This is a genomic window from Neochlamydia sp. EPS4 (genome assembly GCF_000813665.1).
Classification (GTDB): domain Bacteria; phylum Chlamydiota; class Chlamydiia; order Chlamydiales; family Parachlamydiaceae; genus Neochlamydia.
In genome coordinates, this window is record NZ_JSDQ01000038.1 from 1 (window position 1) to 22,221 (window position 22,221).

Sequence of the window (22,221 nt, forward strand, 5' to 3'; positions counted from 1 at the left end):
ACGAGTCATTATTTTATGCGAGGATGATTTACACAGAAGATGCTATGTATGGGATGCTTCTAACGGAAAAAAAAAGATAGAGTTTACCTTGGAAGCTCGACGTGTTGAAAAATTGTGGGACAAGAAGTCAATTCTAACAACCTCTAGTTATGATGGCAAGCGTTTAGCAGTAGGGCTGAGTATAGGTCTTGTTTTAATTTATAATGTGGATGAGGGAGCTTTTTTAACTGAATCAACTATAGGCGGCGTAGAGCCTGTGCGCTTTCTTGCTTTAGAGGATAACCATTATATTGCCTCAATTTTTCATCCTGAATTCAAAAACTTTAAACTTTATCAACATACTCCTGCTATAAAAGGTTGTGGAATAATATTGCCCTTCCTACCTGACACATATCCAGGGGTAAATTCTCATCATATTCATGCTAGCTACGATGGCCGCAAACTAGTCTTTTGTGATGAACATGGTTGGCTGCATCTGTGGGACTTTGCTCATTTGCAAGGAAAGGAGCGTATTTTGGTGGCTCCTCCTCATGCTTAGAAAAACTATTTATTTTATCTGAATCGTTTGGCTGATTAAAATTGATTGTAACCGTTCATAAGAACGATAAGAGAAATATTTTGGTTGCCTTATTTCTTGGCTAAGCACCTCGGGAGGTTGCGAAGTTGCTTGAAGTTGATTGGCTATAAAATGCCTGAATCCTTCAAGCCTAGTGGAAGAAGAGGGATCAACCGATAAAGAAATTGAAGAGCCAAAAGATGTTTTGTGGCTTTCAAGCTTGGCTAAGCTTGCTACTATAAAAATCGATTAATGAGTCAGAATCTATATAATAACTTCTGGAAAAACTTGCTTAAGATAAATCGTTCATAGGTGAAAGATAAATTTTATTCAATTTTTTTTACGGGCCCTAGGTTATTTAATATTTGAAATATTCTATTGGATTTTAATTAGTAAAACACTAATATCTCACAATAAATAAAAACAAATCTAAATTTATGGTAAATAACATGACACTGTTTTCCTTAATCCCTAGTATAAGAATACCTGAAGAAGTGCAATTAAAGATTCTTAGCCTTTTAGATGAAAAAGAGTTACCGATTGCAGGCCTTGTTAACAAACATTGGCAGCGAATGGCCCAAGATCCTTCTTTATGGCGGCCTATTTGCCAACGACGCTGGAAAAACCTTAGCCACTCTTCTTCCCCAGGAAAGAACTGGCGAAAAATCTGTAAGAAAAGAGTGCAGATGTCAAAAACGATGAGGCTAACGAAAGACGAATATTCAAAAAACAAATGTAAACAAACTATCTACAAATTACCTAATTTCTCAGGAAAAATTCTTGCACTTAAAAGAGAAAAACAATTTGCTTTTATAAAAGCTACAGCAGGTACAGCGCAAATCTATCATTTGGGCGAAAAAAGTTGTCAGTTAGTGTATGATAATGTGAAAGAGGAAAATTCTCGTCTGATTCATTATCAAGAAGGCCATATTATTCAAGTGACGCAAGAAGGGCAGCTCTATCGTTGGAAAGTTAATGAGGCTTTTCCCCAAACTTCTCTCTGTTACCTTGGAAACTTTGAAAATGCTTACTTGGCTCAAAACCATTTATTTTTAACTAATCTATTATCCCAAACCCAATTTAAAATTGTAGATGTACGCACAGGATTAAGCTGCTACAAGACTACCTCTGCAGCCATCAATTTTATTCTCTGCCGAAATAATCAAGCCTTAATCCACTGTCTAGATGGCAGTCTTTATTTTATTAATGATATAGAGAACTCTTTTGCTACGACCTTGATGCCATTGAAAGGCACTCTTAAAATTCCTCTTAATCAAGAACTCTGTCAGTTTGACGAAGCACGAGTCATTATTTTATGCGAGGATGATTTACACAGAAGATGCCATGTATGGGATGCTTCTAATGGGGAAAAAAAGATAGAATTTACCATGACACCTCGGCCTGTTGAAAAATGTTGGAACAAGAAGTCGATCTTAACTATCTCTAGTTATGATGGCAAGCGCTTAGCAGTGGGACTAAGTACGAGTCTCATTATAACTTATGATCCTGATGATGGAAATTTTTTAACTGAAGCAAACATAGGTTTAGTAGCCCCTGTGCGTTTTCTTGTTGTAGATGATAGCTATTTTCTAGCCTCTCATTTCCATCCTGAATTCAAGAGCTTTGACCTTTATCAACATACTCCTACTATAAAATGTTGCGGAACAATATTTCCATTCTTGCCTGACACATATCCATGGGTAAATTCTCATAATATCCATGCTAGCTATGATGGCCGCAAATTAGTCTTTTGTGATGAACATGGTTGGCTGCATCTATGGGACTTTGCTCATCTGCAAGGAAAGGATCGTATTTTGGTGGCTCCTCCCCATGCTTAGAAAGACTATTTATTTTACTTGAATCGTTTGGCAAATTAAAATTGATTGTAACTGTTCATAAGAACGATAAGAGGAATATTTTCTTTGCATTACTTCTTGGCTAAGCTTCTCGGTGAGCTGAGAAGTGGCTTGAAGCTGAGCATCTATAAAATGTCTAGATTCTTCCAGCCTAGTGAAAGAAGAGGGGTCAATGGGGGAAGAAATTGAAGAGCCGAAATGATTATCTATTCCTAATGAATACCGTTGAAAGATTTTCCGCATTTCCCCCTCTCCAGGATGGGCTAAGCGAGCTCTTTTCTCCTGCCAAGCTGAAAGCCCTTTTTCATCTTTATTTAATTTCGCTTGAACTTCCCTAAGGTGTTCGGACAGTTTATGATAAAAATTATCCTTTCCTTTCATAGTTTCATGCTCTTTCTGTTTATTTATAGCTTTTTTAATTGCCTCTCTATTTCGTTGTAGGGCTTGCTTAAACTCTTCAATCTTTATGTTTATTGGAGCATACATTTTTTCTTTATGCTGTGCATAAGCGTTATATTCATTTCTTAATGCTTGAAAGCCCTGCGGCAAACTTGCAAGCAATCCTTTCGTGTCTTCTAAATTAGGAATGACAAGAGGAAGAGAGTGAGAATCATTTAAGCTAGATATGCTATTTAATAACTCAGGGATACGTAGAGTTAAATTATTTATACTTTCAAGATTTTCAAACTTTTCATCAAAAGAAGCAGAAATTTGAGTAGTCAAATGTTGTTTGTTTTTAAAAAGATGCTTATCAAGCGCTCGCACGCTTTGTTCTAAATCTTTAAGCATGTTGAGTTTTTCATCGGTCTGCAGTAAGCTGTGAACCAATACTTTTTCAATTTCTTTACCTACCTGCACTGTAGCCGCTATCGGCGTCAAGCTTCTTCCCGATGAAACGTTTTCTAATTGTTCTCCGGCAAACTTACGAACATTTCTTTCAATGATATCATCCACTCTGTTAAGGGTTGCAGGAGCTATTATGGTATGATTATTTAAATAGTAAAACTTACTTTGTTCATTAAATAAGGAACGGGAACGGGAAGCAGGAAAAAAATTATTCCATAATTCGTTAACGGCTTCCTCAGCTCCTACTCTTTTATCTATAATTTGCTTTAAAGTGTCCTGAAGAGCTTCTCCAGGCATACCAAGAGCCAATAATTTTAAAATCAAAGTGGGTGGAATGTCTTCTTTTTCCTTTCCTTCCTTTCTTTCCTTTCGCACAGCTTTAAGAACTTCGTATTTTAATTTTTCTAAGTAATTGTCTTTAGTTTCTGGAAATAATGAATGATGGCAAGCCTCCGTACCCTGCGCTTCAGAACCCTGATGAAGTTGAAACTTTGCTCCACGTGGCTCAATTTTACTTTCGGATTTAAAGAAAGCGACAGATAGATGAAAAAAAAGTAGCAAGCGTGTTTCAGCATGCATCTTCACAGCAGAGGATAATTCGCTGGCTGGGATGCCCTCTTGTCCATTATTATACCCATCCATCTCCTTTATCAGCTGTTGAAGATGAGAAAATTTAAGCCAATCCTCTTGCCTGGCCGTCATTGTTAAACTAGGAATGAGGTCATGGGCATTGAGGACAACTTGACGGCTAGTGGCAGGGTTGCTATCTAAAGGGCCTGCAGGCCTGAGTTGCAAAGAAAAAGTTTCTTTAGCAAATTGAAATATTGCCAAAGGATCATTATCTCCTTCTTCCATTTTCAGGTAGGTATAAAGATGAGCTTTAAACTGCGGATTTGCTTCAATTTCTTCCTTAACTCGATTTACAAAAAGTGTAGTTACTCTTTCGTCTAATTGTTTCTCTTTTCCTTTCTCTTCATCTTCTCTAGGCCTTTTTAAGCTCTTTATTGGTAAAGACTCAGAAGACGAAGAAGAATTAGGACGTATAGGACTACTCATAAGACGCTCCTTTTTCCTATATGGAATTAGATTTTTAGTAATTCGCTGTAGGTAATGCAGTTTTCATGCCAATTGTTTGAGGAGAGAGAAAATGCTCTTCAAAAGGAGAAGGTTAAAAGAGGTCTAAAGATGATCAATTCCCTTTAAGCTTCCATGCTTTAAAGGAGAAAAAATTGTTTTAATGAAAAGTAGGAAAAAGAGCTTAGAGGGCTTAAGAATTTATCTAGCTACCTTATTAGCCGATTTAATCACCTCTTATGAGGCGATTAGCCACTGGAAGATTCTAGCGTATGCAAAGATCTTAGGCGTGGTGATAGAATAATCTAAGAAAAAATGTATTTTTAGGATCTATATTGAAGGAAAGCAAAAAAAGCACTTCACTTATTTAAGGGATTAATAGAGTACTCTTTAGGTTTTAAGGAGGAAAAATAGATGGAATGTGCCAGGCTTGTTTTCTTTATTTTCTCTAGTTTGGTTGTTGATTTTAACGCTAAAGGAATAGAGTTTATTAAAGGAAAAAGGATAAAAGGTGAACAGTATCATAAGAGAGACCGATGGAAAAATAAACTTAAGATAATCGATGGGTACATTGGCTTTTTGTAAAACGGAGCATGAAAGGCACTTGCGATATAGCTTGTTGTCCTGGTGAGGCCATTCTATAGGATAGGGTTAAAGCTGCGGGCAACGTCCGGACAAGAGAGGAATGCTTTAGAGTTTCTAAAGAAAATTTTGAGCAGGGAGGGCTAGAAGGAGGTAAGCTACACAAGCTGGTATCCACATATAGCACTTCGTTATTTAGCATTAACTTTTTTTATAGCCTCCGCTATGCTTTCAATCCGTTAAATGAAAAAAATTTCCTAGAATTTATATGAGATAACTTCTAAAAGTATAAAATTTTATTCAATTGTATATTCTTCAGGAATTATTGCTTTTATGGCTTCTATCTTGAATTTTTGAAACTTCCTCCCTATACTCGCACCTAATTTAACTTATTTAAGAAGATGATCCCATGAATAATACTGCAAGTTTACTTAAAGGCGCCTTATTAGTAGCAGGAACCTCTATTGGAGGGGGAATGCTTGCTCTACCCGTAGCAACAAGCTTAGGCGGCTTTGTTCCCTCTTTACTCACTTATTTTTTTTGTTGGGTTTTCATGGCGTCCACAGGCTTATTATTTCTAGAAGTTTCTACTTGGATGAAGGGCGAAGCTAATATTGTAACGATGGCCTACACTACTTTGGGAAGTTTAGGCAAATGGGCAGCATGGATCATTTATCTATTTTTATTTTACTGCCTCAATTTGGCTTATATAGTAGGGTGTGGAAATCTGGTTTCCCAGTTCTTAGTCAATATTGTTCCTGCTCACTATGGCTCTTTGCTGTTCGTGCTTTTATTTGGCCCCTTTGTTTATGCTGGCGCTCAAGTAATTAGCCATTTAAATATCATGCTCATGGGTGGATTAGCTGTTTTTTATGCAGCTTTTGTGATTTTAGGAGCTCCCCATGTAAACTCCCAACATCTATTGTATCAAAACTGGTCTTTAGCAATGGTAGGATTACCTATTGCTTTTACTGCCTTTGCCTACCAAGGAATTATCCCCACTTTAGTGCACTATATGCATAGCGATATACGTTTAACACGCTTAGCTATTTTGATAGGTAGTTTTATTCCTTTGGTGACCTATATGATTTGGCAATGGTTAATTCAAGGCATAGTGCCAACTTTTGGTGCAGGAGGATTAATAGAGACCCTGCAAAAAGGAGAGAATGCTGTAGTGCCGCTAAAGCATTTTTTAGGCACTCCTGTTATCTATATTATTGGCCAATTTTTTGCCTTTTTTGCTTTAGTGACTTCATTTTTTGGAGTGACGTTAGGGCTGCTAGATTTTCTTGCCGATGGATTACAATTGAAAAAAAGTAGCGCAAATAAGTTCTTTATTTGCTTAGCTATTTTTGTTCCTCCTTTATTAATTTCCTATAGTCATCCTCATATTTTTCTAGAAGCCTTAGATTATGCCGGTGGGTATGGTTGTGCTCTTTTATTAGGCTTATTACCTGTCTTAATGGTATGGATAGGACGGTATGTGCATGGATTTAAAGGTGAGTATACTTTTCCGGGTGGGCGTATATCTTTAATTTTTCTCTCTTTATTTGTAATCTTTGAGCTAGCTTGTGAAAGCTACATTAAGTTTATAAAATAAAGATAGCTACTTAATTTTTTAAAAATGTTTTCCTTAATTTTTAAGGATATTTAGAAGATGGATGAACGCCTTGAGGGGGATAGCGATAAGAGCGCTGAGGAGTAAATTTAGAGGGATAAGGAGAATTAGCACGAGAAGTAGGCTGGCGCCCATGGCGCCTCGGGCGTCTCGGTTGAGTGTAGGAATAGATTTTTAAATTTTTGCCTATACGGTCGTACGCTTCCACAGTGTAGGGAATAAAAAAAGAAAGGAGGGATAATAAATAAATCAATCTTCTATGTTTCATCGAGCCCTTTTTAAAAGTTAAGATTACTTTTTAATTGATATCCGCTTCTTTTATCCAATCAAGTAAGACGATTATCCTTCTTTTTAATAGGGAAAACGGCTTTCAAGGCGCCTTTCATAGGGAGCAGGATAGCTTGGATTGAGATAAATCGTATAGCTAGAGGGGTAATAATAGGATGAGGAAGGCCCTCTATAAGAGTCATAGTAATAGGGATAGGAGGCTCCAAAGCCTAGGCCAATTCCTAATCCACCATAGTAATAATAATTATTTCCTCCTCCATGCCTATGATCATGATGTTTTTCATCCCTATCATGATGTCCGCCTTTATGGTGTCCATTCCTGCCCCCATGATGTCCCTTTCCTTGAGCTATCAGTAGATTACCTTTAATCTTTTGATTCTCATCAGCTTGCAAAGTAAGTGAGGAAAAAATTCCCATAGATAGAAAGGAAAAAGCGATAAAAAAGCCATATCTTTTGTACATAGAGTCTCCAGGGTTATATTAATAGTAGCCATTCAAGCTCTTAAGACACGAACTAAAATTTTTTATAAATTAATATCTAGATTGTTAATCAAATCAACCTATGCTTCCTATTTTACTGCTAAAGCTGTCTTTGGGTTAGATAACCTTGCACCTTGTAAGTACTTTTATAGATAGCCATAACCGCAAAATTTTTCTTACTAGCCAAAAATTTAGATCTTTTTACTAACCTCTAAGTTAGGGGACATTTACTTAATATTTTGCTAGCTTCATCTACCCCTTCAGCTTCACTTCTTAAAAAAAGGTTTTAAGCAGGCCTTTTCCTCAATAGAACAGTCCTTAAAGGAAAGAAAAAAAACTTCCAAGCTATCGAACATGCACATTTAAATTCAATCGCTAATCATTCCTATTCACTAAATTTTAAAGGCTTAAAATGGCTCCCACTTTTCTGGCTGATGCCACGCTCTTTCATTCGTATTTATTTGAAGTTTTCTTAATGAGGAGAAAAATTTAGCTAACTGTTGCCTTTATTTTAAAGTGTGTGATTTTCCCTACTAACTTCTTGAAGTAATTAAATTTAACTTTAAACTATAAACTCATTATCCAGGTATTCAATCTTTTCCTATCTAATTTACTGTTGTGGTTTAAAGAGTACCAAATAACTTTTAAAAATTGCATTCATGTTCTAAGGTTGATTAGTATAACTGCTTGGTTATAAGAAAATTAATTTCTACCCGCTCTTTTCAGCTGCTTCTCCCTCACTAAATGAGCAGGAATCTTTTTCTAATAATTTTAAAAATTACCTAGCAAGAGTTTATAATAATTAAGCCCAGTCATGTAAAAAAGATTAACCACCTATATTTAAGTTAACATTAATCCCATTATCCCAGTAATAATTAGGATGATAGTAGTAATAAGGATAACCATTATAATAATAGGGATAGGTGACAGAAGTATCACTATAGACGAAGCCTGGATTATACCAGGGATCTACCACATACACATTGCTATGCCCATGGTCATGATGCCACTGATGATCTTCATGATGATGTTCCCAACCATGATCGTGTTTTCCATGAAAGCCTTCATAAGAAGGATGCCCTTCTCCCTTAACGCTTCCATGATCACCTCCACCGTGTGCAAACAATCTAAGAGATGAAATAGCAAGCGTGGCGCTCCAAATTGTGACGTGAATTAAGATTTTTTTCATAATTAATCTCCATTTTAACTTATAATTTCTTTTAACGATTTTATGAGTTTTGAACAAGAAGGTAATGGAGGAGAATGTAAAAATATTTTATTATGCTTGCTTTCAAACATATAGAATATAAGAAGCCTGCTTTTCAGAAATTATGAAAAGCTAGAGAAAAGAAAAAATTAATTCTCTTAAAGATTTGGTAAGTTTAAATCTTGCTTAGGTAAGGATGATATTTCCCATTGAATGACTTTAATATAAAGATTGGAGTTTATAACTTTTTATTCATCAAACAGCGCTTTTACAAAGCGTTCAGCATTAAAAGGCTCAAAATCTTCTACCCCCTCACCAAAACCAATATATTTGATAGGAATGCCAAGCTGTTGTTGAATGCTAATAGCAATTCCTCCTCTTGCTGTTCCATCAACCTTGGTAAGAATTAAACCAGTAATAGGGGTATGTTTATGAAAAATAGTGGCCTGATCGATTGCATTTTGTCCTGTGGTCGCATCAAGCACCAAAAGAATTTCTTGAGGTGTACTATTTTGCACTTTATGACAGGATCTTTTGATCTTTTCAAGTTCTTGCATAAGATTAGCTTTGGTATGTAGCCTTCCAGCAGTATCAATGATTAATATATCTGCTTCCCTTGCTTTGGCTGCGGTTACCGCATCAAAAGCAACTGAGGCAGGGTCACTTTTGGCAGCTCCTTTAACAATGTGAATATTTAAGAGCTGCGCCCAGCGCTCCAACTGTTCGACGGCAGCAGCGCGAAAGGTATCAGCTGCGGCGAGTAAGACTTTTTTACCTTGGCTATGGTAGAACTTGGCGAGCTTAGCAGCTGAAGTGGTTTTACCATTCCCATTAACTCCCACAACTAGAATAACATGAGGGATAGAGGAGTCCATAGCGGGGACAGAAAGGGAAGGGCTCTTAAGACTTTGGATAATTTCTTGTTGGATTTCTTTGACTAAATCTTCCGGTTTTAAAAGAGGATGGCTGATGTGTAACTGGCGAATTTTCTCCGTTAAAGTTGCGGACATTTTAACCCCTAAATCCGCTTCATATAAAGTACGTTCTATTTGCTCTAAAGTTTCCTCATTGAGGGGTTTGGTAAAAAGGGCCTTAAGCTTATGTCCTAATACAGCACTTGTTTTGGATAAGGCTTTTTTTAATCTAGTATAGCTGCCTTTTAAAAAATCTAAAATCATAAAAAGTTTTTTCGTAAATTAGGTTAAGTAAAGAGAAAGTATACCACATAGGGCTTGAAGAATAAAAAGAAAAAATGGGTTAAGTAATTTGAGGTTGAGGAGACTGATGATGGATCTTCATGCCTTTCAATCTTAAAAAATATCGGCTAGCTTAGGCATTCTTGTAATTGCCTTTAATTAAGCAAAGGGAAGAACGGGCGATATAATCGTAAAATAGATGAAATGAGGCAAGGGCAAGCTTAAGGATTAGAGCAAGAAAAGTAGGAAGAGTCCCATCTTAGGGAAGACAGTTTTGTTGCCGGTTTATTTAACATTTAAAGAATTATATCCCTTCTTTGCTGAACTTAAGCCATCGCTGCTAAAGCATTTTCTCTTGCTACTTTCTCTTTTATAAATTTATAGGTTTATTTAGAAAAAAGTCAGAAAGAAGGGATCTACCCAATAATAAGCGAAAAAGGAGCAGGGATGGCGAGGAAAAGGCTGCCTAATAAATGAAAATTTAGGAAAACAAATTTGTAGCCATAACTTTTGGCCCATTAGGCCTCCTTCTAGGAGAAATAGGTGACTACAATTCTAGTGGCACAAAAGGAAGAGCTGCTGATAAGATAAAACAGATGGAAAGCTCAAAAAATATAATATAACAAGCTGTCTTAAAAAGAAGCAAAAGGCATAAAAGAAATAATGGTTACTATTCCTGGAAAAATCCCTCTGCGTATCTATCCTTTTTTTTGGATTTTAACTTTGATTATCGGCTGGTTAAACAGTTTTTCAGAGATAACTTCTATCCATGCTGCTTTGATTAAGACTGTTCTATGGGTAATCGTTATTACGTTTTCCATAATTGTGCATGAATATGGGCATGCTTTATCCGCGCTTGCTTTTGGCCAAAGTTCTACTATAGAGCTTGCTGGCTTAGGAGGAGCAACCTATCGAACAGGCCCTAAGCTTAAGCTATGGCAAGAATTTATCATTGTCCTTGCGGGTCCTCTTTTTGGCTTTGCACTGGCATGGAGCACTTATCTATTTTTAAACAGATGGGGTGAACATTCTTCCAATCTAGGAATTTTTGCTTTGGAAATCTGTTTCTATGTCAATACCTTTTGGACAATCATTAATCTGCTGCCTGTACAGCCTTTGGATGGAGGGCGCCTTTTAAGTATAGCTTTGGAAGGTTTATTAGGCTTACGAGGAATTAAGATTGCCTCTCTTTTAAGTATTTTTATTGCTACAGGGGTAGGTTTATTCTTTTTTGCTTTCCAGGCCACTTTGGCAGGATCTATGTTTTTAATTTTAGCTTTTGAAAGCTATCGCTCCTGGCAAAGTACTTCCTCTATGCAGGAGCAGGATCAAAACGATGCGATTAAAAATTTATTAAAAGCTGCAGAAGAAGACCTAGAGGAAGGCAGAAAGCAAGAGGCCTCCGAGAAATTTAGAAATATTCGAAACGTGACGCAATCAGGTGTGATATATAGGCAGGCCACCTACCATGAAGCTCTTTTATTAAGTGAAAAAGGAGAGTATAAAGAGGCCTATGAAATTCTTTATCCTCTTAAAAATAAATTTCATCTGCCAATTTGGCAGCTATTACAAGATTTAGCTTATCATAATCAAGAGTGGAAAGAAGTCATTCAATTAGGTGATCGAATATTTAGCGAGGCCCCTAGCTACCAAACAGCTCTTACCAATGCTCTCAGCTATGCTCAGTTAGGTGCAGCTAAACCTGCTGTAGGATGGTTAGAATCTGCAATTAGGCACGGGATGCCTTATACAGCCCCTGTTCTTTCTAAAGTTGAGTTTGATTCTATCCGTTCTAGCTCAGCTTTCCAAAATTTGTTAAAAAATTGCATTAATAAATTAAATTAAGTTTTTTTGTTTATAGCAAGTAATATAAAAAAGAGTTTTTTTTGGTTTATATGACTTGTTTTATTTAAAGGTATTAACTATAATTACTTTTTGAGTAATAAAACTTGGATGAGCCATGATCCACCCTTCTGTAAGGACAACCTCCCGGGTACCTCCCTCTATTAAAATAGAGGAACAAGAGAACTCCACAGTTAGAGCCATACAAATATGCAAAGAAAAATATCCTACCGACTTTAAGCAAAAAAAAATTATAGCCTTGGCAATTGTGATTGGAACCTTATCTTTAACGCTTCTTTCTGTGGTAGGTTCAATCGTAGCTGGCCTCACCTTAGCTTCTCCTCTAGGAGTTGCTTTATTAGTAGCTACTCCTCTAGCTATGGTAGGAATAGGCTTTCTTATCAAAAAAATTGATGACAAAACTCTTTATTGGTCGGGGGGAGTGGCTAATCTCCTTATCGAGAAAAAAGCTAAAGAGGAAAAGGAAGCAAGAGAAAAAGAAAAAAATAACGCTTGCAAAGTGACAGTGTCTTAAAAATAATCAAATTTAGCTTGCAGCTTTTCTGTTTTCCTAAGAAATAGCTCCCTCTTTGGCCTAAGAAGTTTAGCTTCTTAGCTCTTTATCCGCAATTGCTTGCCAACTCTTATCTTTTCTTAGATGATCAGCCTGCCTTTAATTTAGGTAAGCTATTTAGCCCACTGTGGAGGTTATTTATCTGATAGCCAGGAGATTTTTTCCTACCTTTTCAGTTTTTTTTAAGTTCTATTTTTTTAGGAAATAGAGCTTTCCTTTACCGAAATTGAAAGAATTTGCTATAAAAGTGCTGTTTCTAAATTAAACCCTGTGGAGAAGAACCGATGAAATTAAAATTAGTTTCTATCTTATTGTATACGATGATACCTATGTTAGTTACAGCAGCACCTGCAGCCGAGCAATCAGCTGTTACAGAGGAAAAAGTTCCTTTCAATCTACATAGCAATCCGGATACAACAGATGTTTTTGCTATTCCTTTAGACTCTAGCGAAGCAGAGCTAGATGGGGAAGAAGAAGAACTACAAGAACTTCAAAAATACGATGTAAAGAAAAATTAAGTCTTTAGAAGAAGTGCGAAGCTAAATATAGCTTCGCACTTAATTATCTCCCTTATTTTACCCATAAAGAAATAAAACGTGTGGTATTTCCTTGCTTAACCAGCAGAAGGACTGGCTTATTGCTATCATGGGTATCCAAAAGCTTATTAAACTGATCCACGCTGCTAACAGGCTGTTGATCAAGGCTTAAGATTAAGGTTCCTTTTTTTAGACCCGTCCATGCTGCAGCGCTATTAGGCAAAATCTTTGAGATCACTACGCCTTTTTGATCGCCATATCCTAAAGAGCGGGAAAGGTCAGGTGTAAGTTCCTGTACCTCAAGACCTAATTTGTTTTCTTTTTGCGTCGGGCTAGAAGTTCTTTCTCCTAAGCTAGGCATCCTGCCAACTTCTAGAGTGAGGGTAAAAGGTGGTATATCTTTGCGCTGAATGGTAAGGGTTAAGTTGCTGCCTGGCTTCATCAAGCCAATCGCATTCCTTAGCTCTCCAATGGTGTTAAATGAACGATCATTATATTGGAGAATGACATCACCTTGTTTAATGCCAGCTTTTTCTGCGGGTGAATCTTTACTTACCTCTGCTACAAGGGCTCCTTGAGGTTTTTCTAAGCCTAACGCTTTGGCAAGGTCTTTGTCGACTATCTGCAAAGCAACCCCTATAAAACCATTGGAGATGGTTCCGCTTTCTAAAATTTGTTCAAAATCATTTTTAATGATATTGCTAGGGATTGCAAAGCCAATACCCATATGGCCGCTACCATTTCTTGATATAATGGCTGTATTCATGCCAATCACCTCACTCTTTAAATTCAGAAGAGGGCCTCCCGAATTACCCCGATTGACAGCAGCATCGATTTGAATAAAATCTTCAATTTGAGCAATATCTAGGTTATTCCGACCTTTAGCGCTTACCACGCCCACAGTTAAACTAGCCTCTAAGCCTAAAGGGGCACCAATAGCCACAGCCCATTGGCCTACTTTAATCTCATCCGAGTTGGCTAGCTTAAGGTAGGGTAAATCTTGTGCATCAATTTTTAACACTGCTACATCGGTGCTAGGATCTTGTCCAATAATAGTAGCAGTAAAGCTTCTTTTATCATTAAGGATGGCCTCTATTTCAGTAGCTTTGTTGACAACATGGCTATTAGTAATAATATAGCCGTCAGAGGAGACAATAAATCCAGAACCTTGATTGATTTCTAGTTCAGGCAAGGGTTCAGGATAAAGAGGAGCACCAAAAAAAGGCTGAAAAGGTTGAAAAAACTCCTCATTAAAGAAATTGCTGCGCGGAGGAAAAAAGCTTTTTGTTTTAACTTGAATGGAAACGACAGCAGGAATTGCTTGGTCAGCAATTTGCGTAAAGTCTTGTAAAAGAACATTTGAACTGATTTCTTTAGAACTTAAAAGAGAACCTTGGCTAAAAACTAAGGAAAAACATACCAGGGTCCATAAACTACGTTTAATTAGATGCATAATTACCTTCCTAATTGGCTAAAAATTCAAGAGTTCGTGCAATAATTAAATAACCTTTTTCTAATCGATCGATTCCAAAATGCTCGTTAGGAGCATGAATCTGATCATCAGGCAAGCCCAATCCCATGAGAACAACCTCGCTTTGGCTGGCTTCAGAAAGCTGCTGGATGATCGGTATTGATCCTCCAGAATATGTAAAAGCACATGAAGTCTTATACACCTCCTCATAAGCTTTAGCGAAAGCTTGTACACATTTAGATGAAGGCTCTACTCTTAATGCCTTGCCTCCGCCTGCATGGATATGAACTTTCACTTCCACGCCTTCCGGAGCTTTTTGTTCAATAAAATTAGCAATTTTTTTAGCAGCCTCCTCAGGAGATTGATGAGGGACTAACCGACACGATAACTTAGCTATAGCTTGAGAAGGAATGACAGTTTTAAAGCCTTCTCCTACATATCCTCCTGAGATTCCGTTAATTTCTATCGTCGGTCTAAGCCAGCTTCTTTCTAGGGGTGTATAGCTTTTTTCTCCTCCCGTAGGCTTAGCTCCAAATGTAGAGAAATACTCTTGCTCGTCAAAATCAAAAGTAATTCTTTGTTTTTCCTCTGGGCTAAGCTCCTGCACATCTTTGTAAAAGTCAGGAATTCTTATACGGCCTGTTGAATCTCTTAGCTGTGATAAAATATCTACAAGCGCATGCAGGGGATTATAAGCTATTCCTCCATATGAACCTGAATGTAAATCTGTCTTAGTACCTTTAACTTCCACATCCATGGTCACGATTCCTCTAACCCCTAATGTAACTGCAGGAGCTGTAGGATGGCGAAGTCCTAAATCAACAATGGCAAGATAGTCTGCTTCAAGTTCTTTCTTTTTATGGGCCAGTAGTTCTGAAAGGCCTAAGCTGCCACATTCTTCTTCTCCTTCGATGCAAAATTTAACATTAATTGGTAATTTTCCATCAATATTCATGAGAGCTTTGAGGGCAAAAAGTGTGTAAAAACATTGTCCTTTATTGTCTTGGGCGCCACGTGCATAGACCTCTCCGTGGCGAATAGTAGGCTCAAAAGGGGGAGTGTGCCATGCCTCTAGGGGATCAACAGGTTGAACATCATAATGATTGTAAATTAATAAGGTGGGCTGAGAGGGGCCAGCCCTCATGTAAGAGGCAAAGATGACAGGATGCCCTTTAGTAGGCCAAATTTCAGCTTCAAAACCCATGCTTTTAAGATAGCTCATCACCCATTGGGCACAGGCTTCCATCTGGGATTTATAGCCTATCTCTGAGCTAATACTTTGAAAACGTAAAAAAGTAAAATATTCTTCCAAAGCATTTTTTTCCTGCTTTTTATAATAGTCCTGCAAAACATGCAGGGAAGGGAAAGAGTTTGGCATCAATTGACCTCTGGATAAACGTTGAAGGAAACTTAAAAAGATCTATACCATTGCTCATGTTTTTCTCTCAATAAAAGTTCCCTTTGAAGTATAAATCGCGGCTTAGTGAATAGTTCTATAAGCTAATCATGAGATAAAGCAGAAAGGTTAAAGCAGTGGCGAAAAGGGCAAAATAGATCAGAAGAGCTTTTTTTACTTTACAATGATGCTGCTCGATTAATAGAGGGTTTAGCAGGCAAGACTTTAAAAACTCTACTCTTTCTTTGATACTGTAATGATGCCAGTTAGGAGTGGCATAGTCTCCATTAGCATAGGCTACAGCTTCTAAAGCATTAATCATAGATTCCAAAGGTAAACCGACTTTAAAGACATGCAAGTCTGCCTGTCTTTCAAAAAGCCTAGAGAAGAAGCCAAACACGCCGCGAAAATAGCCTAAGGTAATAAGAGCATAAAAAGAAAAAATCTTGAGTGTATGGAAAAAATTTCCTGCCACGGAAAGAGGCCAACCCTTTTCTTGAGCTAGAATGTAGGACAAAGGGGCAGAAAAAAAATAAAAAAATATACCGGTAAGTGGAATGATACCACCTAAAATAAAGGGATAAAACAATAAATGACGATGAGTATTATGGCCGATTTCATGGGCCAGGATGGCTTCAATACTTTCCGTTGAAAGTTCTTTTAAAAGTCGCTCTGTGAACATCACATATCGAAAAGGAGATATGACTCCCATAATGCCCGCGGTCAGTTGATCGTGCATTACCGTCCATGTTTTCATGCCTGCATGTTTAAATCCCGACTTTTGACAAATCATTGTTAAGCGATTATTTAGCGTTCCAGCAGGTAAGGGTTTGCATTTCCAAATTTTTTGAAGGAAATAGGGAAGAAAAATGAATAGCAAGATAGCGATGAAGAGACTGAGAGAGGCAGACATCCATTCAAGAGTTTTTGTAGAAACCTGCGAGCTTACCAGGGCGTTAAAAATGTCTAAAACCAGGGTAATGATAACAAAAGGAAGGAAAAAGGGAATCAATAGCTGTAGCTGCCGTTGAGCATAATAAAAGCGTGTCTCCGAAACGCTGTAAGAATAAAACTTTACAAATGAAAGAGCATAAAAAAGTCCTAGCCCTCCTAAATATAGGCTAAGTTCCCACAGAATGTTAGGAAAATGCATGTTTTGCATGAAGGGAATTCTATGAAATAGACGGCCAGCATCTAAGAGATATTGATAAACGCTAAGGTAGGCTAACAATTCTATATTTATAATGAAGAGAATAAAACTCGGCTTTCTTTTAAACAGCTTCTTTAAAAAAGGGTATTGAAAAAAGAAGGTACTGCATAACCCTATATAAAGAAGCAAGGATATGCCAAAAGCACTCCAGGCAGAGTGAACTGCTGGCGCTGAAGTCTCTGGTAAGCTATTCATTAGCAGGAGAGCTAAAATTAAGAAAAAAATATGGGTAAACATAGGAGTAAATTATAAGAGCTTTTTCTACAATTAATCAACCTCCCTCTTTTGATGTTAATCTTTCCTTTGATAAGAGATCATGAAAAATTAGAAAAATTTTTGGAAAAGATTTAGCATTTATCCTCGTAGGTTATCCAATACAAGGCCTTTTCTCTACACTTATATGCCTAATTTGCTGGTTAAAATTTTCTAACTATCTATAGCAAGAGTAAGCTTGCAATCCTTGCAGCTATGTAGAAATCTATCAAGAAACTAAATCTCTTGGTTTAACAATTTAAACTCTTGAATGGAACTTAAAAACGCCTAACCGCAGGAATTGAGCTTATCTTTTATAAAAGCCTCATTATGATTGATTACAAGGGAGGATGGTAATTCCTTTAACCTAAAAAGCATAAAGGCAAGTAAGATGGCTTAAAAAGAAAAGGATGGGCTCATAAAAAGCTATTTTTCTCAATTAAGCTGGCCACTCCATTCTTAAAAAGCAGAGAAGTAACTTTTCTTCTCTTTGATTAGAGGTTGGGCCTATCTTCCTGTTTTTCTAGGGATGAGGGAGCGATTTTTTAATTTGCCTGCAGAGGATAGATATCTTAGTGTGTGGGCATAAAGCTTTTATCTTTAGCTAACTTGTGGTTGACTTTAAAGGTTTGGATTCAGGCGGCCTTTATATTATTTCATTTTGAAAAAAGAAATTTTTCTTTATAATTTCCTTATTTTACTTGGGTTGTTATATGAAAAATAAAGTTTTGATTAAAGTTTTTGCCTCCATTTTTTTAGCTGTGGGGGCTGGTCTTTGGTCGGGAGCAGATAAAGCGTTGGGGGGAGTGCCTTTCGTCCAGCTATATAACTTAATAGGTCAATTATTTCTGAATGCTCTAACATTAGTGGTTGTACCTCTAGTGTCTTCCTCAATCATTGTAGGGGCTGCTCGTATGGGAAGTGAAGGGGCATTAGGGACCTTAGGCTATAAAACTTTTAGTTATTTTATTTTGACTATGGTGCTAGCTGTAGTGGTTGGATTGGTTTGCGTTATGCTCATTAAGCCAGGCATAGGCCAGCCAGTAGAAGAGTTAAAAAGTAGCCATCCACAAGCAAGCAGATTAGTAGAACTTCATGCTCAAGGGCAAGGTGGAAGTTTTCAAAAAATTGAACAGCTCCTTTTGAAGCTTGTACCTTCTAATATCTTAGCTGCTGCCTCCCAAGGGCAGATGCTAGGGCTCATCTTTTTTAGTTTATTGTTTGGATATTTTACCTCTACTATAGACCCCTACCCCAGTCAGATTATACTAGGCTTTTGGAATGCTATCTTTCAGGTGATGATGAAAATTACTCATTTGGTTATGCGTGCTTTGCCGATCGGTGTTTTTGGTCTTGTAGCTAAAGTAGTAGCTACTACAGGAATAGAAACTTTTCGCTCAGTAGCTTGGTTTACTTTGACATTTTTTATTGCTTTATTTATTTATGCGGGGATTGTTTTGCCGCTACTATTAAAGTTTGTCGCTAAAGTTAGCCCTCTGGCTCATGTGCGCGCAATGGCTCCTGCTTTGTTAACAGCTTTTTCTACTAGTTCTTCTGCAGCTACCCTGCCTTTAACCTTAGAATGCTTAGAAAAACGTGCCCATGTGTCGAATAGGATTTGCAGCTTTACCGTGCCGCTAGGTACCTCATTAAATCTTACAGCTTCGGCCTTATTTATTTGTGTGACCGTTTTTTTTATCGCCCAAGTTTATAGTGTGACTTGGAGTCTCGGCTCGATTGCGACTATTTTTCTTTTAATTATTTTCTCTTCTATAGGCATGGCAGGAATACCTTCAGCTTGTCTTGTAGGAGCTATCTTGGTTTTACATACGATAGGATTGCCTGTAGATGCTATCGGTTTAGTATTAGCAGTAGAACGCCTTTTAGATATGTGTAGAGCAGTAGTTAACGTTTTTGGGACCTCTTGCTGTGCCGTGCTAGTTGCCCGATCTGAAAAAGAAAAAAACACTTTAACATCTCTTTCCGGCAAAGCATAAAAATTAATAAGATAAGGCTATGATGATACCAAATAGGCAAAAAACTGTTGTTGTAGGAATGTCTGGGGGCGTAGACTCGTCTGTAGCGGCGCTGCTACTAAAGCAGCAAGGGTATCATGTAATTGGAATGTTTATGAAAAATTGGGAAGAAACCGATGAGCATGGAACCTGTAAAGCTTCTTATGAATATGAAGATGTTGTACGCGTTTGTGAGCAAATAGGCATTCCTTATTATGCGGTTAATTTTGTCAAAGAATATAAAGAAAATGTTTTCAATCAGTTTTTAGAAGAGTTTAAGCAGGGATATACACCCAATCCTGACATTTTATGCAATCGCGAGATCAAGTTTAAAGTCATGTTTGAAAAGGCATTGGCATTAGGCGCTGATTATCTAGCTACCGGACATTATTGCCAATCTTTTACCCATGATGAGGAAAGCATTCTGGCAAAAGGGATAGACTCTGGTAAAGATCAAAGCTATTTTTTATATACCATTAAATCCCACGTGCTTTCTAAAGTTCTTTTTCCTGTTGGCAACCTTCACAAGCCAGAGGTTCGAAAAATTGCACAAGAGCATTGTTTAGCTACTTCTGCTAAAAAAGATAGTACAGGCATCTGCTTTATTGGTGAGCGCAATTTTAAACAATTTTTAAGTCAATATATTGCTTATCGGCCTGGAAACTTTGAAACTCTTGAAGGGCAAGTCATAGGTACACATGATGGAGTGGCCTATTATACCATCGGTCAACGCAGGGGAATGGGGATTGGAGGACAAGGAGAGCCCTGGTTTGTTGTTGGTAAAGATCTAGAGCGTAATGTGGTTTATATTGAACGGGGGGCTCATCATCCCGCCCTTTTTTGTGATGAATTAGTCGCTTGTGAGGCCAGCTGGGTCTCTCCTCATGGAAGGCCAACCTTGCCCTTGGCTTGCAGAGCCAAAGTACGCTATCGGCAGACAGATCAAGCCTGCACCATTATGACAGAAACAGACGGGCAGTTAAAGGTTGTCTTTGATGTTCCTCAACGTGCCGTCACCCCTCGGCAGTCAATTGTATTCTATGAAGGCGAAAAATGCCTAGGAGGAGCAATCATTCAGTCGGCAGGAGTATCCTATTACCATCAGAATAAAGCCTTACCTAAGCATATTTCTTTATAAGCCGGGTGATTTGTTTAGTTTCGCCCGACTTTCTAAAGTAAGCAAGTCTATTAGAATCTATCTTCTAAAACCAGTAGGCTAAGCCTGTTTTCATGCCATAGCCTCTAAGGCCATGCTTCTCGCGTGTTAAGCTAATGTTGTAAGCAAAACCTAGATTAAGTGACCATTGTTCATGAAGGTCTTTTTCTATCAGGAGGGCATAGCTAGGACCTTTAGCGTTGCTCTTACTTTTGTCTGTGCCCATGCTTTTAATGGTCGTATGACTGCGACTCCAGGCATATTGTACCATTAAGCCTACTCGGCAGCCCTTTGCAATTCTATAAAAAACTTCGATAGAAATATAGGGGGACCAAGAGCGAAATTTTTCTTTAGCTATTAACTTAAAATCTGCCATTTTTAAGGGAATCTTAGTCTTAAGCTGAGTGTAGTTAGCACCGATCGCAGGAGTAAAACACCACCTTTTAGAAGGAATAGTAAAGCCTAAGCCACAACCTGTGGTTAACAAGGTGCCTCGATTGGATCCATACATAAAACCAGGCCGAATGCATAACCCTTTATAGACAAGAGCATTAGCGTCGATTTTTATAGTAGGGAGGTCCATGGTTTTAACAGTTTTTCCAAAGTTCACAATATCTAGATGGACGAAAGTAGGAGCAACATCAATCTTGCCTCGGCAATCTCCATGTAAACAAGGAAAAGCAACTATAGATAAGCAAAAGCTTAAAAGTGAGAATAAGTTTTTCATCAATACATCCTATTAAAAAGTAAACTTTTAACATAAAAGGCAAAAAGTTTCTAGCCTTAAATGTGCTTGTCCTTTTTAGCAGCCTAGATTTTTATTCTTTAAAGTTGTCTCGAGCATGTTTATTGCATGCTTAGCATCATTAAGTATTTACTTAACGCAGGAAATATTGAATACCTGCCTAGGAAGTCTGAGTAGAGGCTTTAAGTAGTCCTTTTAAAAGATTGAAATCCTCTAATTTCGCCTATGTATCTGCTGTTCAATTTTAATCTGCTAAGGATTACCAGCTTTATTCATTGCAAACCACGCCAAAGGAAAGGCTTTTCCTTTATAAGCCATAGCTAAGGTTAAAATATTAATGTTTTTTCCCCTACCTGTCTATTGGTTCCCACAATAATCAGCCTTGCTTTCCTTAAAATGGTTTGGCGCTTCGGTATAGCAGCGCAGCACTACAGAATAATAGGGAAATCGTTCTTAGCGCTATTTAAGTAAAAAGACTTGGCGCTTCAGTATGCTAGTGAAGAACTGCGGAACCATGAGGAAATTGTTCTTGCGGCCGTCCAGCAAGACAGCCGAGCACTTATGCATGTTAGCTACAAACTTCAAAAAGATTTAAAACCTATGGTTAGGCAAGAACAAACAAATTTATAGGAAGACGCTTTTGAGTTATTTATTATGCAGCCCCATACTTTATAAAAGTCCTCTTTTTAACTAGCAAGAAAGCTTTCAGAGGGTTGGATATGTAGACTAGGTTTCTTTAAAGCGTATAAGCTAAAAAATACGCCAAAAAACTTTTCATTTTTGCTTCATCCAAAATAAGGAGAGGTTGGAAATTAAGGCTATTATTCAGGCGCTCATACAACTTTTTAAAAGAGAAAAGCTAAGTTTTTTGCTGGATAGGCTGATATTTCTTAAATATATTTTTTAGTTCGTCGGGAAGTGTTATTTTTGAGCGGGTCTGAGTATCCAGGCAAACGTGTACAGTTTTGGCTTTACCGATCAGCAGATGGTCTACTTTTCTGAAAATTTTGTAAGCAAAAGAAAAGGAGGTTGTTCCTAAATGAGCAACTTCAACATGCACCTCTAATGCATCTCCTACTTTAACCGGCTTTAGGTAGTCTGCTTCAGCATGTACAACTACGAAGGCGAACGAGGAATGGTGGAAAAGGTGATCTAAAGTAATTCCTTCCTGGTCCATTAAATCTTCTAGCGCATCATGTACAAAGCGAAATTGCTTAGCGAAATAAAGGATACCTGCCATATCCGTGTCATGCATTCTTACTTTGTTATAACTGATAAACATGTTATGTCCTTAAGGTCTTCTGATAAATTTTTAGATGAT

Annotated in this window: 20 protein-coding genes and 1 pseudogene; 10 read left to right on the forward strand and 11 right to left on the reverse strand. The window is 37.6% G+C overall.

Translation table 11 applies throughout. The annotated features are described in order from the left end of the window. Both DB42_RS11405 and DB42_RS03515 read left to right on the forward strand, forming a co-directional pair. Positions 1-538: pseudogene (locus DB42_RS11405) on the forward strand (hypothetical protein); the annotation flags it as partial. A gap of 467 nt (positions 539-1,005) precedes the next feature. Then, entirely contained in the window at positions 1,006-2,394 is a 1,389-nt protein-coding gene (locus tag DB42_RS03515) for an F-box protein (RefSeq protein WP_044881767.1), read from the forward strand. Between the two features lie 9 nt (positions 2,395-2,403). On the opposite strand, the gene DB42_RS03520 is transcribed toward DB42_RS03515, so the two are convergent. Next, complete coding sequence (locus DB42_RS03520; protein ID WP_044881768.1) at positions 2,404-4,314, reverse strand: hypothetical protein; 1,911 nt, start codon at positions 4,312-4,314, stop codon at positions 2,404-2,406. Between the two features lie 181 nt (positions 4,315-4,495). Between DB42_RS03520 and DB42_RS11160 the strand changes: the two genes are divergently transcribed. Further along, a complete protein-coding gene (locus DB42_RS11160; protein ID WP_155117411.1) occupies positions 4,496-4,636 on the forward strand; it encodes a hypothetical protein in 141 nt (46 codons plus the stop codon). Between the two features lie 246 nt (positions 4,637-4,882). Here the strand turns inward: DB42_RS11160 and DB42_RS11165 are convergent, their stop codons facing one another. Next, positions 4,883-5,116, reverse strand: a complete 234-nt coding sequence (locus DB42_RS11165) for a hypothetical protein (RefSeq protein ID WP_155117412.1) — start codon at positions 5,114-5,116, stop codon at positions 4,883-4,885. Between the two features lie 207 nt (positions 5,117-5,323). Between DB42_RS11165 and DB42_RS03525 the strand changes: the two genes are divergently transcribed. Then, positions 5,324-6,514, forward strand: a complete 1,191-nt coding sequence (locus tag DB42_RS03525; RefSeq protein ID WP_044881769.1) for an amino acid permease — start codon at positions 5,324-5,326, stop codon at positions 6,512-6,514. 40 nt (positions 6,515-6,554) lie between these two features. Here the strand turns inward: DB42_RS03525 and DB42_RS03530 are convergent, their stop codons facing one another. The 4 genes from DB42_RS03530 to ftsY all read right to left on the reverse strand — a co-directional run bounded on the left by DB42_RS03530 (position 6,555) and on the right by ftsY (position 9,685). Beyond that, complete coding sequence (locus DB42_RS03530) at positions 6,555-6,800, reverse strand: hypothetical protein (protein WP_044881770.1); 246 nt, start codon at positions 6,798-6,800, stop codon at positions 6,555-6,557. A gap of 83 nt (positions 6,801-6,883) precedes the next feature. Next, positions 6,884-7,282 (reverse strand): hypothetical protein, encoded by a 399-nt coding sequence (locus DB42_RS10315; protein ID WP_052435957.1) that lies wholly within the window; start codon positions 7,280-7,282, stop codon positions 6,884-6,886. 844 nt (positions 7,283-8,126) lie between these two features. Then, positions 8,127-8,489, reverse strand: a complete 363-nt coding sequence (locus DB42_RS03540; RefSeq protein ID WP_044881771.1) for a hypothetical protein — start codon at positions 8,487-8,489, stop codon at positions 8,127-8,129. Between the two features lie 266 nt (positions 8,490-8,755). Beyond that, on the reverse strand, positions 8,756-9,685 hold the full coding sequence (ftsY, locus tag DB42_RS03545) for a signal recognition particle-docking protein FtsY (RefSeq protein ID WP_039386057.1): 930 nt from the start codon (positions 9,683-9,685) through the stop codon (positions 8,756-8,758). A 681-nt stretch (positions 9,686-10,366) separates the two neighbouring features. On the opposite strand from ftsY, the gene DB42_RS03550 reads away from it, so the two are divergent. The 3 genes from DB42_RS03550 (at position 10,367) to DB42_RS03560 (ending at position 12,637) form a co-directional block, all read left to right on the forward strand. Next, complete coding sequence (locus tag DB42_RS03550) at positions 10,367-11,548, forward strand: site-2 protease family protein (protein ID WP_044881772.1); 1,182 nt, start codon at positions 10,367-10,369, stop codon at positions 11,546-11,548. 115 nt (positions 11,549-11,663) lie between these two features. Beyond that, the gene (locus DB42_RS03555) at positions 11,664-12,080 is read left to right on the forward strand and encodes a hypothetical protein (RefSeq protein WP_044881773.1); all 417 of its coding nucleotides are present in this window, start codon (positions 11,664-11,666) and stop codon (positions 12,078-12,080) included. 323 nt (positions 12,081-12,403) lie between these two features. Continuing rightward, complete coding sequence (locus DB42_RS03560; RefSeq protein ID WP_044881774.1) at positions 12,404-12,637, forward strand: hypothetical protein; 234 nt, start codon at positions 12,404-12,406, stop codon at positions 12,635-12,637. A gap of 52 nt (positions 12,638-12,689) precedes the next feature. Here DB42_RS03560 and DB42_RS03565 read toward each other — a convergent pair whose 3' ends face one another. From DB42_RS03565 to DB42_RS03575, 3 genes are all read right to left on the reverse strand, one after another. Further along, on the reverse strand, positions 12,690-14,108 hold the full coding sequence (locus DB42_RS03565; protein ID WP_044881775.1) for a Do family serine endopeptidase: 1,419 nt from the start codon (positions 14,106-14,108) through the stop codon (positions 12,690-12,692). Positions 14,109-14,118: 10 nt separating this feature from the next. Next, positions 14,119-15,504, reverse strand: a complete 1,386-nt coding sequence (locus DB42_RS03570) for a dipeptidase (RefSeq protein WP_044881776.1) — start codon at positions 15,502-15,504, stop codon at positions 14,119-14,121. 115 nt (positions 15,505-15,619) lie between these two features. Continuing rightward, positions 15,620-16,927, reverse strand: coding sequence for a M48 family metallopeptidase (locus DB42_RS03575; RefSeq protein WP_162180750.1), 1,308 nt, complete (start codon positions 16,925-16,927; stop codon positions 15,620-15,622). Positions 16,928-17,697: 770 nt separating this feature from the next. Here DB42_RS03575 and DB42_RS03580 point away from each other — a divergent pair. Both DB42_RS03580 and mnmA read left to right on the forward strand, forming a co-directional pair. Then, entirely contained in the window at positions 17,698-18,981 is a 1,284-nt protein-coding gene (locus DB42_RS03580; protein WP_044881778.1) for a dicarboxylate/amino acid:cation symporter, read from the forward strand. A gap of 19 nt (positions 18,982-19,000) precedes the next feature. Next, positions 19,001-20,137, forward strand: coding sequence for a tRNA 2-thiouridine(34) synthase MnmA (mnmA, locus tag DB42_RS03585; protein ID WP_193365275.1), 1,137 nt, complete (start codon positions 19,001-19,003; stop codon positions 20,135-20,137). A gap of 64 nt (positions 20,138-20,201) precedes the next feature. Here the strand turns inward: mnmA and DB42_RS03590 are convergent, their stop codons facing one another. Then, complete coding sequence (locus DB42_RS03590) at positions 20,202-20,882, reverse strand: hypothetical protein (RefSeq protein WP_044881780.1); 681 nt, start codon at positions 20,880-20,882, stop codon at positions 20,202-20,204. 495 nt (positions 20,883-21,377) lie between these two features. Here DB42_RS03590 and DB42_RS11830 point away from each other — a divergent pair, with 495 nt between their 5' ends. After that, positions 21,378-21,530: a DUF4116 domain-containing protein gene (locus DB42_RS11830; RefSeq protein ID WP_080502715.1), complete on the forward strand. Its 153-nt coding sequence runs from the start codon at positions 21,378-21,380 to the stop codon at positions 21,528-21,530. 229 nt (positions 21,531-21,759) lie between these two features. Here DB42_RS11830 and DB42_RS03595 read toward each other — a convergent pair whose 3' ends face one another. Next, positions 21,760-22,182, reverse strand: a complete 423-nt coding sequence (locus DB42_RS03595; RefSeq protein ID WP_042239871.1) for a thioesterase family protein — start codon at positions 22,180-22,182, stop codon at positions 21,760-21,762. Between the last annotated feature and the right edge of the window lie 39 nt (positions 22,183-22,221).